Raw genomic sequence first — 15,865 nt, forward strand, 5'->3', positions numbered from 1 at the left:
GCGCCTTCGCTTGCATTCAAAGGCGGTCATTTAATATGTCGCCGCCTTTCTTTTGAACCCTTCATCATTTATTTGGTGAAGGGTTTTTTTATACCTTAAAGGGAAGGAAAGCCTTATTGCAATTCAGCTAATGATTTTGGAGAGGGTACAATATTTTCTATCGGCTCCAGGCTTTTGAAATAAGTGTACATTGCTCGCAGATCGTCATCTTTTACTTCTTTAAAATTCTGCCAGGGCATTGGAGGTAGTAACATTCGACCATTTTGCAGTCCCTTATACTTTCCTTCTACCATAGCTCTTTTAAATTGCTCGAAATTCCAGGAACCTATTCCGGTGTCGTGGGGCGTGAGGTTAGCTGAATAGGAAATTCCCCAGGGCCCTACAAAGGCGGTTAAATCAGAATTCATCAGCATCCAACCATTTTCAAGCGCTTGTTTATCAATTTTTGGTAATTCGGTATTTGCCTGGAAACCTGAAAAGGCTAATTCAGAAATTAGTTCAGGGCCTCTTTCTCCCATTTTTTTTGGAGAATGACAGTCGTGGCAGCCCAATATTTCAACAAGATACTTCCCTCTATTTTCATATTCTTTTTCACTTAATTGTCTTTTTTGCTGTACATCGGCTATCACGTATTTTCCTATATTTTCTTCTTTGTTTTGTTTACAGGATAAAAAAAAGAATATTAATAGAATTAAACTGGAATAACGATAAGGGAATAGCTGGAAAACTGAATTTTTTTCTAATTTCATATTTCAATAGATTATAATTACTAAAATTAGAAAATCAGAAGAATAAAAAATATGGGGAGAATCTGGAGTTTTAGGTTTAAATTTCCCTGTTGATACTCAGTACGGGAAAATCATAATTATTAATTATTTCTTCAGTAATACTTGGGCTAAAAATGGTATTAAAGCCCGAACGCCTATGTGTTACGCTTGTAAAAAGATCGGGTTTTAATTTATTTATAGCCATACCAATTCCACGTGCCTCATTGTGAGCATTGAAGTATTGTATCTGTATGTTTTCTATGCCGCTTTTTTTTAAAAAAGTATCCGCTATATTATCAATTTCGTCGTTTTCTTTAAATTCATAAGGCGTATTTACATAAACCAGTTTAATATCAGTGGTGAACTTCTGCAGAATTCTGTATATCTTCTGAAATGGAATTAGTGATTTTTCTTTTAAATCGGTCGCAATTAATACCTTCTTTAGATTTTCAAAATCAAATTTATATTTGATGGCCAAAACGGGCACTCTAGAATGACGTATATGTTTCTGAGTATTTGATCCTAATATTTTTTCAAAACCTTTAGTACCGTGGGTGCCCATGATCACTAGTTCGTAATGATCTGGTTTTACATAACTTGTTAATTCATCCATACTGGTGTTGAAAATTAAGCTATGATCTGCCTCCACACCTTTTTCTTCCGCCTTTTTCTCCCAGATTTTTAATTGTTCCCTGGCATCATTAATCCGTTTTCTTGTTTCAGGATATTTTTTTTCTTCTTGTATGTTTAGTTTCGGCCAATCCACAGGGGTTTGTACGCTATGTAAAAAGCGTAAAGGAAGTCCCAGTCCTTTAGCCATTCCAATTCCAAATTCTGAAGCGTTAATGGCAGATTTTGAAAAGTCGGTGGGTATGAGTATATGTTTCATGATGCCGAATATTTTTATATAAAGTTAAAGGGCTTAGGTGTTAGATAAAATGATAATCATCAGGTTTAGTGGAGGAGAAATTCCGTAGAAAAATAAATTCTTTTATTTTTGACCACTTATGAAAGTAGATAACTTAGAACAGGGATTTTTCGGGATTGGTATTCAAAATGGGAAGACACCCGAAAATTTAGGTGTGCTCTGGCGATCTGCACAAAATATGGGAGCCAGTTTTATTTTTACTATTGGTAACCGCTATGCAAAACAGGCCTGTGATACTCATAAAGCCGTAGGGGCAATGCCTTATTTTCATTATAAAACTTTTAAGGAATTCTACGACCATCTACCAAAAGGCGCGATGCTGGTGGGAGTGGAACTGGCTAAGAATGCCGAACCTCTGGAGAATTTTTCCCACCCAAGGCGTTGTGTTTATTTATTGGGAGCTGAAGATCATGGCCTTTCAAATGAAGCTATAAAAAAATCTCATTTCCTTGTAAAGTTTCAATCGAGTTTAAGCCTTAATGTTTCTGTTGCCGGAAGCATCATTATGTACGACCGTAATTCTAAACTTCAATAGGATAAGAGGGTATTAAATTGAATTACTTGACCTTCTAAATTTTCTTAAAAACTAATTCAGGACTTTCTAATTAAATACCCTCTTTACCGTTTTATAAGCTGCATTTTGTCAGGATTTTTTAATCAGTTTGGTTAAATTAGCGCCTATTACAATAAAACCTTAAAAGAATGAGATATTTATCCAAAGCTATGCTTGGCTTCGCGGTTGCAGGAATGTTAACTACCGGTGCCAAAGCACAGGAGGTTGTGGGAAACAACCAGAATGATTTTAATGAATTTATGGATCGTAGCGGTAATATGTACCGCACGGCTTCAGGAAAGCCGGGCCCGGAATACTGGCAGAACGAAACAGATTATGAGATTGATGTTACCTTAAACGATGAAGATCACACTATAAAAGGCCAAATCACCCTAACTTATACCAATAACAGTCCACAGGAATTAGATTTTATCTGGATGTATCTGGAGCAAAATCGCTTTACTGAAGATTCTCGAGGTACGTTAACCACTCCAATTCAGGGAAATCGTTATAATGGAGATATTGATGGTGGTTATACCATTTCTAACCTTGAAGCGAAAGTAAAAAGAAGTTCTTCTTCAGATTATTTAATTAACGATACCAGGATGCAGGTTTTCTTTGAAGATCCTATTCCGGCAAACGGAGGTAAAGCCACCGTTTCTATGGATTTTGAATATAAAATTCCTGTAGACGGGATGGATCGTATGGGAAGACTTGATGTTGAAGACGGCACCATTTACGCATTGGCACAATGGTTCCCAAGAGCCGCAGTTTATGACGATGTAGAAGGGTGGAATATAGAGCCATATCTTGGGGCAGGTGAGTTTTATCTTGATTATGGCGATTATGATTTTAAGGTTACTGCCCCGGCCAGCCATATTGTAGTGGCTTCTGGAGAATTGCAGAATCCTAGACAGGTGTTATCTTCTACCGTTAGAGATAGAATGGATAGAGCTGCTAAAAGCGATTCTACCGTATACCTAATTAAGCCCGAAGAAGTAAACGATATGTCTTTGCGTGCAAAGCAGGAAGGCACACTTACCTGGCATTTTAAAATGGAAAACGCCCGGGATGTAGCTTTTGGTTCCTCAAAAGCATTTATCTGGGATGCGGCGAAAATAGATTTGCCCAGCGGAAAAAAAGCTATGGCACAATCGGCTTACCCTAAGGAAAGTGATGGGCAACATGCCTGGAGCCGTTCTACCGAATACTCTAAAGCTTCTGTTGAGCATTATTCTGAGAAATGGTTTGAATATCCATATCCTGTAGCTGTAAACGTTGCAGCTGATATTGGCGGAATGGAGTATCCCGGCCTTAATTTTTGTAGTTGGAAGAGTGAAGGTGCTTCCCTTTGGGGTGTTACCGACCACGAATTTGGACACAATTGGTTCCCAATGATCGTTGGCTCTAACGAAAAAAGATACGCCTGGATGGATGAAGGTTTTAATACTTTTATCAATTACTATAGTACACTGGAATTTAACGATGGGGAATATCCTGCAAGATTGGGTAAAACCAGGAATATGACTGGCTGGTTCACGAGCGAGCAAAGGGAAGGAATAGATACTTATCCAGATGTTGCTAACTTAAGAAACCTGGGGATGATTGCTTATTATAAGCCCGCTATTGGCCTATTGTTACTAAGGGAATATATTCTGGGGGAAGAGCGTTTCGACAATGCTTTTAAATCTTATATAAAAACCTGGGCATACAAACACCCTCAGCCGGCCGATTTCTTTAACCATATGGAAAATGTTTCCGGAGAAAACCTTTCCTGGTTCTTTAAAAAATGGTTCTACGGCACAGGAAATATTGACTTAGCTCTGGATGGGGTAAGGCAGTATGAAGGTAATTACATAATTTCTTTGGCAAACAATGGTGAAATTCCAATGCCGGTGAAAATGAAGATTTCTTATGAAGATGGTTCTACTGAAAATATAATGCTCCCGGTAGAGATCTGGCAACGTGGCGATACCTGGAATTACCTGCACCGTACCGATAAATCTATTGAGAATGTAGAGTTGGATCCTGATAAAATTTTACCAGATGTAAATTCAGGTAACGATGCCTGGCCAAATTCTTTTTACCAGGATTAATTGAAATTTAATCATTTCCTGAAGTAAAATACTTCAGATATGAATTTATATAGAAAGCTATTCGATTTATTTTGAATAGCTTTTTGTATTTTTAAACTATTCCGATTCTAGGTAGAGAGGGCTTTTTTCGGAATAAAATTAAAGAGTTAAAACAGATGGACAACCAGGAAGTTATAGATAAAATTAAAGCTGAAATTGAAAAAACTGAAGCGCAGATAATTCATTACAGGGAACTCACAAAACCAATTTCCCCAGAAAATGCGATAGGGCGTGTATCCCGCATGGATGCTATTAATAATAAAAGTGTCAATGAATCGGCTTTGAGACAATCGGAACAGAAATTAAAAGATCTCCATAAAGTTTTGGAAAAAGCCGGTAGTAAAGACTTTGGAATATGTGTGCGCTGTAAGAAACCAATTCCAGTAGGTAGGTTAATGATTCGGCCAGAAAGTTTGTTGTGTGTAAACTGCGCTCAATAAAATAAAAGAAGCTGTTTGAAATGGATTTTAAATCGCCTTTCTGTCCCGAAGTTTCGGGATATAGTTTGAAATAAATTCAGCTTGAGGAAATTAGACTTTTCAGACAGCTTCCTTATATAAGCATAATTATTTCCTTGTAAATAATTTTTTTTCATTAATCATTTTGGCGGTGTTCTCCGGAAGCATAGCTTCCCAATTAGTTTTTCCTTCTTGAATCATTTGAAAAACGTGCCTTGAATGGATGTCCAGTGTTGTAGGATCGTAATTTTTTATGTCCACAACACGTCCGTTATCTTTAAAATATTGATAAAGCTCATGCATTCTGGGATGCACCTTTAAATTCTCGCTGGTAATGATCTCGCCCGTTTCTTTATCTTTAAGTGGATAAAGGTATATCTTAAGCCTTTTAAAGAATAATTTTCCAAAAGCTTCTAAAATACCACCGCTTAAATGGCGGTAATATCTTTCATCAAAAATATCCTGAAGTGTGCTCACGCCCATAGTAAGCCCCATTCGCTCTTTGGTGTGCTGACTAAAATATTCTACCACTTTATAATATTCCTGGAAGTTGGAGATCATTACTGTTTGGCCCAAAGAACCCAGTAAATCTGCCCTGTCAAGAAAATCCTGTTCGTCTATTTCGTCTATTTTTCCTTCGCCTTTTAGATTGGATAGCGTGATTTCAAAAATAACTACTGTTCTTTCTTTATCTACTTTTCTTTCATTTAGAAAAAGCTCGAGCGATTCTTCATACATCGCCATATTTACTTTAGTCACCGGTCTAAAACTCCCGCGTAAGGTTAAAATATTTCTCTTATAAAGAATACTTGCTGGAAGTACATTATTACCATCAGGAGCAAACATAATGGCCTGGGTGATACCGTTTTTTAACAATTCCAGGCTCATTAAACGATTATCTACACCTCTAAAAGCCGGACCGGTAAAATTAATAGCATCAATTTCAATCTTATCTGTAGTAAGATGATCAAATAAATGTTTAAGCAGGTTTTTGGGGTTGTCATGGTGATAAAAAGCACCATAAATGAGATTTACTCCCATAACCCCCAGGCTTATTTGCTGATGAGAAGCATTGTTTTCGTGAAACTGCACATGCAGCACAATCTCACTATAATCTTCTCCCGGTCTGGTTTGAAATCTAATTCCCAGCCAGCCGTGGCCTTTATATTTTTTTGCCCAATCTATGGTCGCTACGGTATTGGCGTAACTAAAAAATAATTTATTGGGATGCTTAAGACGGGAAATACGTTCTTCTATAAGCCCCGTTTCGTAACGCATCATCCTGGTTAGCCGGTCTTCGGTAACATAACGACCATCATCTTCAATTCCGTAAATAGCGTCACTAAAATCTTTATCGTAGGCACTCAGGGTTTTAGCCACGGTACCAGAGGCATTACCCGCCCTAAAAAAATGGCGCACGGTCTCCTGACCGGCGCCAATTTCAGCAAAAGTTCCATATATATTTTCATTCAGATTAAGGCGCATTGCCTTGTTCTGCACGGAAGTTACTTCTTCAAACTTTTTTTCTCCTTCAGCAATAGTAGACATCATGTTTGTTTTAGTTGAAGTATAAAGTTAAGAAACTTAAGCTTTATCTACCGCAACTTTATATGAAGGATCTTCAAGAATATTAACTTCAATAATCGCATCGGCATTGCTCAGTAACCTTCGGCAATCCTGACTTAAATATCTTAGATGTAATTTTTTACCTTGTTTGTGATATCTTTCGGTAAGTTTGTTTAGGGCTTCAATACCAGACATGTCTACTACACGACTTTCAGAAAAATCTATAATTACTTGATCTGGATCGTTCAATACATCAAATTTATCATTAAAAGCCTGTACAGATCCGAAGAAAAGAGGTCCGTATATTTCGTAATGTTTCACGCCGTCTTCATCAATACGTTTTCTTGCACGAATACGTTTTGCGTTATCCCAGGCAAAAACAAGGGCAGAAATAATAACTCCAATTAATACCGCTAAAGCAAGGTTGTGAAGAATTACAGTTACTACAGTTACTAATACCATTACCAGAATATCAGATTTTGGCATTCTTCTAAAAGTTCTTAAACTGGCCCACTCAAAGGTTCCTACTGCAACCATAATCATAAGTCCGGTTAAGGCGGCCATTGGCAGTAATTCAATAACTCCAGATCCAAACATAATAAAGATCAATAAACTCACTGCGGCAACAATTCCTGAAAGACGAGCTCTTGCTCCGGAAGAAACGTTAATTAAACTCTGGCCAAGCATAGCACAACCACCCATCCCGGAGAAAAATCCTGAAAGTACGTTGGCTGTTCCCTGGGCGACACATTCTTTGTTCCCACTTCCACGGGTTTCAGTAATTTCGTCTATAATGTTTAGGGTAAGTAAACTTTCTATTAAACCAACCCCGGCCATAATTGCGGCATAAGGAAAGATAAGCATTAAAGTATCCAGGTTAATAGGCACCATTGGAATATGAAAAGGAGGGAAACCACCTTTTATAGATGCAATATCTCCAACTGTTTTCGTTTCTATTCCAAATGCAGCAACAATACCAAAAACCACTAAGATCGCTATAAGGGTAGCAGGAACTACTTTTGTGAGTTTCGGCAATAACCAGATAATTAGAATTGCGGTAATAACCAAACCAAGGTAAGTGTACATTGGCGCGCCAGTCATCCATTCCAGTTCGCCCGTTACTGGGTTTATAGCTTTAAACTGGTCTAATTGTGACATAAAAATGATGATCGCCAAACCATTAACAAACCCAAAGATCACTGAATGCGGCACCAGCCTAATTAATTTACCAAGTTTTAAAACTCCCGCCAATACTTGAATTAATCCGGCCAGGACTACGGTGGCAAATACATATTCCGGTCCGTGGGAAATCGCGAGAGCAACTATAACCACGGCAACCGCTCCTGTAGCACCAGAGATCATTCCCGGTCTACCTCCTAAAATAGAAGTAACCAAACCAACTACAAAGGCCGCATATAAACCAGTTAAAGGGGAAAGCCCTGCGATTAATGCAAAGGCTACTGCTTCGGGGATTAACGCCAAAGCAACAGTTAGCCCGGCAAGTACTTCATTTTTGTAATCTACTTTTTGTGAAAAATCAAACAAGTTGAAGATTTTGTTCATCAGAATATAGTTTTAAAAAAATATTGGAAAAGCGGATTTTTTCCGCAGAAAATTAATTTCAGGATATAACAGAAGAATGCACTTAACTACCTAGGGCGGAGTAAGTGGTGAGGATTGTATATTTCTTCTTTTCTTCATAAGAGCCGGCAAAATTAGTTAATTATTTTTAATAGAAAAGCTTGAGGCAAATTAAGTGTAAACTTTTAATAGTTTGATAATATGAAGGTGCCTGATTATCAAATTACTAATAAATTTTGTTAGAAAATTATCAGAAAAGCTATTTCAGAAATAAATTTAAATCAAAAGGAGATAACTGTTAGTGAATCGTCTTACCTTTGCAGTATAAAAATTATCACAATGGCACATAAAGCAGGATTTGTAAATATTATAGGGAACCCGAACGTAGGGAAATCTACCCTTATGAATGCTTTTGTAGGCGAAAAGTTGTCTATCATAACTTCTAAAGCACAAACTACCCGCCACCGTATTTTAGGAATTGTGAATGGAGAAGATTTCCAAATGCTTCTTAGCGATACCCCGGGAATTATAAAACCGGCTTATGAGTTGCAGGAGTCTATGATGGGTTTCGTGAAGTCTGCTTTTGAAGATGCCGATGTTCTGGTTTATATGGTAGAAATTGGTGAAAAAGAGCTTAAAGATGAAGCCTTTTTTAATAAGATAATTTCAACCGAAATTCCTGTTATTTTATTGCTGAATAAAATTGATAAATCAAACCAGGAAGAATTGGAAAGCCAGGTACAAATGTGGACTGAAAAAGTCCCCAATGCTGAAATTTTCCCGGTTTCGGCCCTGGAAGGTTTTAATGTGGCTGAAGTTTTTAACCGAATTATTGAATTATTACCCGAAGCTCCAGCCTTCTATCCAAAAGATACGCTTACCGATAAACCCGAGCGCTTCTTTGTAAATGAAATTATACGCGAAAAGATTTTAATGCACTATAAAAAGGAAATTCCTTACGCGGTAGAAATTGATACCCAGGAATTTTTTGAAGAAGATAAAATTATTAGAATGCGAAGCGTGATTATGGTAGAGCGTGAAACCCAAAAAGGGATCATCATTGGCCATAAAGGAGCGGCTTTAAAACGAGTTGGAGTGGAAGCCAGGAAAGATCTTGAGAAATTCTTCGGAAAACAGGTTCATCTTGAGCTTTATGTGAAAGTGAACAAGAACTGGAGAAGTGATCAGCGCCAACTAAAGCGTTTTGGATATAACGAATAATTATTCCTGAAGAAACATATAAAAACTTCGATTTTCCTTTTAGAAAACTTCCGTTTTCTAAGTTTCGGGTAAACCCGAATTTTTACACTAATTTTGCAAAATAAATAAAGAGACCATTATAAAAGTCTTGTTTTCGTCAAGCTAAACTTGTTTCAGTTTCTAATATGTTTTAACTATTAAAAAATTAGATCCTGAAATTAATTCAGGATGACGTATGAAAACTTTTTTGATCAGTCTTATGTTTAAGAATCAATTAAGTTTATTGGAATTAAATTCCAGTAAATACTCTCTCTTTGAGGGATTAAAGAATAAATATTATGGGCAATATTGTAGCCATTGTAGGAAGACCAAATGTTGGCAAATCTACTTTTTTCAACCGTTTAATTCAACGCCGCGAGGCGATTGTAGATTCGGTTAGTGGGGTGACCCGCGATCGTCATTATGGAAAATCTGACTGGAACGGGCGTAATTTTTCCCTTATCGATACCGGTGGTTATGTAGTTGGAAGCGACGACATATTTGAAGCCGAAATAGATAAACAGGTAGAACTAGCCATAGACGAAGCCGATGCCATTATTTTTATGGTAGATGTAGAAAGCGGCGTGACTCCAATGGATGAGGATGTTGCGGAATTGCTGAGAAAAGTGGACAAACCTGTACTGTTAGCCGTAAATAAGGTGGATAATAATAAAAGACTGGAAAACGCAGTAGAATTCTACTCGCTGGGTCTTGGGGAATATTATCCTATTGCCAGCACAAACGGTAGTGGTACCGGAGATCTTCTCGATGCTTTAATTGAAGCTTTACCTGTAAGCGAAGCCGAAGAAGAAACCGAACTGCCAAGATTTGCCGTTGTGGGTCGTCCCAACGCCGGGAAATCTTCATTTATCAACGCCTTAATTGGGGAAGAGCGTTATATAGTTACAGACATTGCCGGGACTACCCGCGATTCTATGGACACTAAGTACAATCGCTTTGGTTTTGAATTTAACCTCGTAGATACAGCCGGGATAAGAAGAAAATCCAAGGTTAAAGAAGACCTTGAATTCTATTCGGTAATGCGATCTGTTCGCGCTATAGAAAATTGTGATGTTTGCCTTGTAATCTTAGATGCCACCCGCGGATTTGACGGGCAGGTGCAGAATATTTTCTGGCTGGCACAAAGAAACCGAAAAGGAATTGTAATTCTTGTAAATAAATGGGATTTGGTGGAAGACAAGGAAACCAATACCATGAAAGAATTTGAAGCAATGATAAGGCGCGAAATAGAGCCTTTTACCGATGTGCCAATCGTATTTATGTCGGTTCTTACCAAGCAGCGTATTTTTAAGGCTATAGAAACTGCCGTAAAGGTTTATGAAAACCGAAGCAAGAAAATTAAAACCCGCGAGCTTAACGATATCATGCTTCCTATAATTGAGCAAAATCCGCCGCCGGCTTATAAGGGTAAGTATGTGAAAATTAAATTTTGCACACAATTACCTACCCCTCAGCCGCAATTTGCATTTTTCTGTAATCTTCCACAGTATGTGAGGGATCCTTATAAACGATTTATAGAGAACAAATTAAGAAAGGAATTTGACCTTACGGGAGTGCCTATTTCAGTGTATTTCAGAAAAAAATAATTTCCCTGTTAAACTTTGTAACAAATCGAGAGTCTAACTACCAATATAGTTAGAAAGACATTTTATTGTCTTGATTTATTCAATTTTTAACACCTATGCTCTAAATGAGAATTTTCCTTTCCCTTGCCTTGCTTTTCCTGGCAGGAAACCTAACAGCTCAAAATTTTGAAATTAATGGTAAAGTAACCGGCCCGCAGGGGGAACCGCTGGAATCGGCGACGGTTTACCTCGAAAAACCTGCAGATAGTAGTTTGGTAACCTATACTATTTCAGATAATAGGGGAGAATTTCAACTCACGGGAAATGGAGGGCTCGAAGTCACTAACTTACTCATCTCTTACGCAGGTTTTCAAACCCACAGCCAAAAAGTTGAGATAGATGAAGATGTTGATTTAGGTACCATAAAAATGCAGGTGGCCGATAATTCTTTAGATGAAATAACGATTACTTCTTCCCGCGCTCCGGTAACTATTAAAAAAGATACCCTGGAGTTTAACGCGGCTTCTTTTAAAACCCGTAAAGACGCGAATTTAGAAGAATTACTAAAAGAATTGCCGGGTGTAGAAGTAGCTACCGATGGAAGTATTACTGTTAACGGGACTCCGGTTTCGCAAATTAAGGTGAACGGAAAAGAATTCTTTGGTGATGATCCAAAAATCGCCACTAAAAACCTTCCGAAGGAATTAATTAATAAACTCCAGGTGGTAGATAGCAAAACCAGATCTGAAGAATTTACCGGGAAAGAAGGGGATGCTGAAAATAAAACCATCAACATAACTATAGATGAAGATAAGAATAGAGGTTTTTTCTCCAGGCTTACTACAGGCGGAGGAACCGATGATCGCTACGAATTAAGCGGAATTGGAAATTACTTTAAAAATGATATGCGGGTGAGTCTTTTGGCGAGTTCGAATAATATCAATTCCTCCGGGTTTTCTTTCGATGAAATTTATGATGCTATGGGCCGGAATGCTTATTCAATTTCCAGGAACAGAAGTGGAAATTTTAGCATTAACGGGAATAATTTTGGAACAGAAAACGGGATCACAAAATCTGATAATGCCGGGTTTAGTTTTGTGAACGAATGGCCGCAGGACACCGAGCTTTCTTCCAATTATTTTTACAGCCGGGCCGATAACATAACCGAAAGCAGAACTCAAAGAGAGAATATTTTACCAAATAGAAGGTTCTTTAATAATTCTGAATCCAGTGGTAACCGGGTTAACAATAATCACCGTTTTAATTTAGGTTTCGAGATTCAGCCAGATACGCTAACGAGAATTTCGGTAAGGCCAAATATTACCACCAATAACGGAAGATCTTCTAATCAATCTTTTACTGAATCTATTGAAGATGATGGAACTCCTATAAACACCGCTTTAACCGATAATTATTCTGAAGTACAAAGCGTAAATTTCTCGAATAGGTTAAATTTCACCCGAAAATTTGGTAAAAATGGAGGCTTCTATAGTGTAGGTTTCAATAACCAGAACAACACCCGTTCGCAGGACAATAATTTCTTTTCAGAAAGGGAGATTTATAACCAGGAAGGTGAATTGGTAAATACCGATTTGCAGGATCAGTTAATTTCCGAAGAAAATAAGGATAATAATTACGGGATTGATGTAAGCACCCGTTTTCCAATTACCGAAGAATTAATGCTGGATGTAAGTTATAATTTTGATAAAGAAGACGGTCGAAATGAACGATTGGTCTATGATGCTAATGCGGAAGGTGACTACACCTTCCTTGATGATGAATTAAGTAACGATTTTGTATCAGAATCTTTTAATCACCGGCCAAGTTTGGGACTTGCCTATAATGGGGAGAAACTAAGAGCAAGTGTTTCCGGAGGTTTTCAAAGTATAAGACTTAAAAATGAAGATCTTTTTACAGAAACTTCTATAGATAATACCTACGAAAATCTTTTTGCAAACGCTTATTTAAGGTATAGTTTAGCTCAGGGTAAATCTATTTATTTCAATTACAACAATTCCTGGGATGCACCCTCACTTACTCAATTGCAGCCGGTAACCAACACTATAAATCCGTTGAATATTATTACCGGTAATCCAGATCTTAGACCTGCTTTAAGGCATAGATTTTATTTCAACTTTAATAATTTCGATTTTAAAACCCGATCTGGTTTTTACGCATATTTAGGAGGAAATTTCACCGATGACCAGGTGGTAACCCGCAGCACGGTTGATGATGATTTGGTGAGAACCACTACCTACACCAATGTAGACGGAGCTTATAATTATTTTGGTGGAGGAAGTATTGATAAGACCTTTAAACTGGAAAATGAGAGTTCTATTAAAATTCGGGGAGGTGTTTATGGAAACTTCAATAAAAACATCGGGTTTACGAACGAGCAACGTTTCACCTCTAAAACCCTGAACCTAACTCCTAATCTAGGAGTAGAGTATAATTTCAGAGACTTGGTAACTATTGAACCGTTCTATAGCGTTGAATTTGTTGATGCTGAATACAGTTTCAATAATAGAGAGGAAAATTATAAAAATCAAAATATTTCTCTGGCACTTACCTCTTTCTGGCCGGATAAATTTGTATTAGGTAGTGATATTGCTTACCAGTCTATTGGAAATGCTTCTCCCGGATTTCAGAATTCTTTCTACCTATGGAATGCCAGTTTGGGCTATGAAATTCTAGGAGATAACGGAACCTTAAAAGTAAAAGTTTTCGATTTGCTGGATCAAAATATTGCAACCCGAAGATTTACAGGGGACGATTTTATCCAGGATACTCAAGAGCTTGTTTTGGAACAATACTTTATGCTGAGCTTTACTTATAAAATAAGCAAATTTGGAGGGAAAGATCCAAATAATAATAGGACAGGAAGAAGGTAAATAATAGCTCCCCTCCTTTCAAAGAGGGGAATGAATTCAGCAGAGCTGAAGAAAGGGGTGGTTGCCCAGAACTTATAAATTTAAAATAGACTTGGTAAGAAAAACTCCTCCGGCCGGTGGCCACCCTGCCCGACTTTGTCATTCAGGCGGGTTCCCCTTGAAAAAAGGGGAGGAGCTTTTATAAATTTCTAAAACATTTTTCGATTAGGTTTCAGCCCAAAAATCACTGCAAACTGATTTCCTGCCAACTGCATACTGCAGACTGAAAACTGCCAACTGAAATCGCTGCCAACTGCCAACTGGAATACTGCCTACTGAACCCTACCAGCTTCCACCGGCACCGCCGCCGCCAAAGCCTCCACCGCCGAAGCCGCCACCAAAGCCGCCTCCGCCGCCAAAACCTCCACCGGAACTGCCGCCGCCAAATGTACCGCGTCCTAGTGAGCTTAAGATAACAGCATCTAGGAATGTGCCTCCGGCACTCCTTCGGCCACCATTTCTTCCGCCTTTGTTTTTGTTGGCAAGAGAAACAATGATTACGAGTAGAATAATTCCCATTACAAGAAGCTGTACGGGAATCCCATCAGATTTACCACGTCTTTGTGGTGTACCTTTAAAAGAGCCGTCTAAGACCTGGAAAATAGCTGTAGTCCCTGCGTCCAGACCATTGAAATAACTTCCATTCCTAAATTCAGGAAGGATAATTTGTTCTATTATTTGTTTACTTCGTGCATCGGTTAGATACTCTTCGAGTCCGTAACCAGTGGTGATCCAAATTTTTCGATCATTTTCAGCTACAAGAATTAAAAGTCCGTTGTCTTTTTCGCTCTGTCCGATTCCCCATTCCTGAGCCCATTCTGCTGCGTAAACTCCTTCATATTCTCCCTGTAAAGATTCTATTGTTGCAATTACAATTTGGGTTGAGGTGGTATCAGCATAATTGATCAACTTCTGCTCCAGTTGACTTTCTTCCGAAGAAGATAGAATATCAGCTTCATCGTAAACGCTGGTTGCCTCTGATGGTTTAGGCGGAATATCGCGCTGTGCATATATAAACCCCGAGAAACCGAGGAAAAACAAAAATATTAGTTTGAATCTTTTAGTGAATTGTGGCATTTATCCTTTTGAAATTTCGTTGGAAAGTTCGTCCCGGGTATCTTCACTCCACGGGAAATGTTTTTTAAGCTGCTGGCCGGCAATTAGAATACCGTCTACCAAGCCTTGCTTAAACTCTCCTTTTTTAAATTTTTCTACAATAGCATCTTTTGTGCTTTCCCAGAAATTGTCTGGAACTACATCATTAATTCCTTTATCACCATAGATCACAAAATTATGATCATCTACGGCAACATAGATAAGCACTCCATTATCGTGCTTGGTGTTATCCATTTTCAGCATATGAAAAACCTCCATGGCACGATCAAAAATATCCAGATCGCCGGTGGTTCTTTCAAGGTGAACCCTTACTTCACCGGAAGTGTGGCTCTCTGCCGTCCTAATGGCTTCAATGATTTCCTCTTCGTCTTTTTTGCTTAAAAAATCTTCTACTTTACTCATCTCGTCTAAAAATCAAATTCAACATCGGGGGCGTTTTCTGCACCTTCTTCTGCTTCAAAGGTTGGTTTTCTTTCAAAACCGAACATTCCGGCAAAAATATTATTAGGGAATTTTCTAATGTAGGTGTTATATTGTCTTACCGCTTCATTGTAGCGGTTTCTCGCTACGCTAATCCGGTTTTCAGTTCCTTCTAATTGTGATTGTAATTGAAGGAAATTCTGATTCGATTTAATATCGGGATATCTTTCTACAGTAACTAATAGCCTGGATAATGCTGAAGATAGTCCCCCCTGTGCCTGCTGGAATTGCTGAATTTGCTGCGGGTCTAAATTTCCGGCATCAACATTTACAGAAGTGGCTTGTGCTCTTGCTTCAATAACATCGGTTAGAGTTCCGCGTTCAAAATCGGCTGAACCACTTACAGTATTTACCAAATTAGGAATAAGATCACTTCTTCGCTGATATGAATTTTCAACATCGGCCCAGTTCTTCATAACTCCTTCTTCATATTCTACCGCGGTGTTATTTACTCCTGCCGTAAGACTGTAAACAATAATGCCTAGAACTACGATAACTATAACCGGGATTAACCATTTTTTCATTT

Annotated in this window: 13 protein-coding genes; 6 read left to right on the plus strand and 7 right to left on the minus strand. The window is 38.2% G+C overall.

What is annotated here, in order from left to right:
* Window positions 1-113: 113 nt before the first annotated feature.
* Together LB467_RS13960 and LB467_RS13965 are read right to left on the minus strand one after the other, a co-directional pair.
* Window positions 114-749: a diheme cytochrome c-553 gene (locus LB467_RS13960; protein WP_224474666.1), complete on the minus strand. Its 636-nt coding sequence runs from the start codon at window positions 747-749 to the stop codon at window positions 114-116.
* 76 nt (window positions 750-825) lie between these two features.
* Entirely contained in the window at window positions 826-1,656 is an 831-nt protein-coding gene (locus LB467_RS13965) for a universal stress protein (RefSeq protein WP_224474667.1), read from the minus strand.
* 118 nt (window positions 1,657-1,774) lie between these two features.
* Between LB467_RS13965 and LB467_RS13970 the strand changes: the two genes are divergently transcribed.
* The 3 genes from LB467_RS13970 to LB467_RS13980 all read left to right on the plus strand — a co-directional run bounded on the left by LB467_RS13970 (window position 1,775) and on the right by LB467_RS13980 (window position 4,823).
* The gene (locus tag LB467_RS13970; protein WP_224474668.1) at window positions 1,775-2,230 is read left to right on the plus strand and encodes an RNA methyltransferase; all 456 of its coding nucleotides are present in this window, start codon (window positions 1,775-1,777) and stop codon (window positions 2,228-2,230) included.
* 167 nt (window positions 2,231-2,397) lie between these two features.
* Complete coding sequence (locus tag LB467_RS13975; RefSeq protein ID WP_224474669.1) at window positions 2,398-4,344, plus strand: M1 family metallopeptidase; 1,947 nt, start codon at window positions 2,398-2,400, stop codon at window positions 4,342-4,344.
* Between the two features lie 155 nt (window positions 4,345-4,499).
* Window positions 4,500-4,823: a TraR/DksA family transcriptional regulator gene (locus tag LB467_RS13980; protein WP_224474670.1), complete on the plus strand. Its 324-nt coding sequence runs from the start codon at window positions 4,500-4,502 to the stop codon at window positions 4,821-4,823.
* Between the two features lie 126 nt (window positions 4,824-4,949).
* Here LB467_RS13980 and LB467_RS13985 read toward each other — a convergent pair whose 3' ends face one another.
* Window positions 4,950-6,389 (minus strand): TonB-dependent receptor, encoded by a 1,440-nt coding sequence (locus LB467_RS13985; RefSeq protein ID WP_224474706.1) that lies wholly within the window; start codon window positions 6,387-6,389, stop codon window positions 4,950-4,952.
* A gap of 36 nt (window positions 6,390-6,425) precedes the next feature.
* Window positions 6,426-7,970, minus strand: coding sequence for a SulP family inorganic anion transporter (locus LB467_RS13990; protein ID WP_224474671.1), 1,545 nt, complete (start codon window positions 7,968-7,970; stop codon window positions 6,426-6,428).
* A 357-nt stretch (window positions 7,971-8,327) separates the two neighbouring features.
* On the opposite strand from LB467_RS13990, the gene era reads away from it, so the two are divergent.
* The 3 genes from era (at window position 8,328) to LB467_RS14005 (ending at window position 13,704) form a co-directional block, all read left to right on the plus strand.
* A complete protein-coding gene (gene era / locus LB467_RS13995; protein WP_224474672.1) occupies window positions 8,328-9,209 on the plus strand; it encodes a GTPase Era in 882 nt (293 codons plus the stop codon).
* A 317-nt stretch (window positions 9,210-9,526) separates the two neighbouring features.
* Complete coding sequence (gene der / locus LB467_RS14000) at window positions 9,527-10,834, plus strand: ribosome biogenesis GTPase Der (protein ID WP_224474673.1); 1,308 nt, start codon at window positions 9,527-9,529, stop codon at window positions 10,832-10,834.
* A gap of 104 nt (window positions 10,835-10,938) precedes the next feature.
* Entirely contained in the window at window positions 10,939-13,704 is a 2,766-nt protein-coding gene (locus LB467_RS14005; protein WP_224474674.1) for a TonB-dependent receptor, read from the plus strand.
* A 321-nt stretch (window positions 13,705-14,025) separates the two neighbouring features.
* Here the strand turns inward: LB467_RS14005 and LB467_RS14010 are convergent, their stop codons facing one another.
* The 3 genes from LB467_RS14010 to LB467_RS14020 are packed head-to-tail and all read right to left on the minus strand — an operon-like array spanning window position 14,026 to window position 15,863.
* The gene (locus tag LB467_RS14010) at window positions 14,026-14,820 is read right to left on the minus strand and encodes a TPM domain-containing protein (protein ID WP_224474675.1); all 795 of its coding nucleotides are present in this window, start codon (window positions 14,818-14,820) and stop codon (window positions 14,026-14,028) included.
* Complete coding sequence (locus LB467_RS14015; RefSeq protein ID WP_224474676.1) at window positions 14,821-15,261, minus strand: TPM domain-containing protein; 441 nt, start codon at window positions 15,259-15,261, stop codon at window positions 14,821-14,823.
* A 5-nt stretch (window positions 15,262-15,266) separates the two neighbouring features.
* Window positions 15,267-15,863: a LemA family protein gene (locus LB467_RS14020; RefSeq protein WP_224474677.1), complete on the minus strand. Its 597-nt coding sequence runs from the start codon at window positions 15,861-15,863 to the stop codon at window positions 15,267-15,269.
* Between the last annotated feature and the right edge of the window lie 2 nt (window positions 15,864-15,865).

Source organism: Salegentibacter tibetensis (assembly GCF_020164485.1).
Lineage (GTDB): Bacteria > Bacteroidota > Bacteroidia > Flavobacteriales > Flavobacteriaceae > Salegentibacter > Salegentibacter tibetensis.

Coding starts and splice junctions, on each gene's coding strand:
- der (WP_224474673.1), top strand. CDS start 9,527: ATGGGCAATATTGTAGCCATTGTAGGAAGACCAAATGTTGGCAAATCT.
- LB467_RS13975 (WP_224474669.1), top strand. CDS start 2,398: ATGAGATATTTATCCAAAGCTATGCTTGGCTTCGCGGTTGCAGGAATG.
- LB467_RS13990 (WP_224474671.1), bottom strand. CDS start 7,970: ATGAACAAAATCTTCAACTTGTTTGATTTTTCACAAAAAGTAGATTAC.
- LB467_RS13980 (WP_224474670.1), top strand. CDS start 4,500: ATGGACAACCAGGAAGTTATAGATAAAATTAAAGCTGAAATTGAAAAA.
- LB467_RS14010 (WP_224474675.1), bottom strand. CDS start 14,820: ATGCCACAATTCACTAAAAGATTCAAACTAATATTTTTGTTTTTCCTC.
- LB467_RS13960 (WP_224474666.1), bottom strand. CDS start 749: ATGAAATTAGAAAAAAATTCAGTTTTCCAGCTATTCCCTTATCGTTAT.
- LB467_RS14015 (WP_224474676.1), bottom strand. CDS start 15,261: ATGAGTAAAGTAGAAGATTTTTTAAGCAAAAAAGACGAAGAGGAAATC.
- LB467_RS13965 (WP_224474667.1), bottom strand. CDS start 1,656: ATGAAACATATACTCATACCCACCGACTTTTCAAAATCTGCCATTAAC.
- LB467_RS14005 (WP_224474674.1), top strand. CDS start 10,939: ATGAGAATTTTCCTTTCCCTTGCCTTGCTTTTCCTGGCAGGAAACCTA.
- LB467_RS13970 (WP_224474668.1), top strand. CDS start 1,775: ATGAAAGTAGATAACTTAGAACAGGGATTTTTCGGGATTGGTATTCAA.
- era (WP_224474672.1), top strand. CDS start 8,328: ATGGCACATAAAGCAGGATTTGTAAATATTATAGGGAACCCGAACGTA.
- LB467_RS14020 (WP_224474677.1), bottom strand. CDS start 15,863: ATGAAAAAATGGTTAATCCCGGTTATAGTTATCGTAGTTCTAGGCATT.
- LB467_RS13985 (WP_224474706.1), bottom strand. CDS start 6,389: ATGTCTACTATTGCTGAAGGAGAAAAAAAGTTTGAAGAAGTAACTTCC.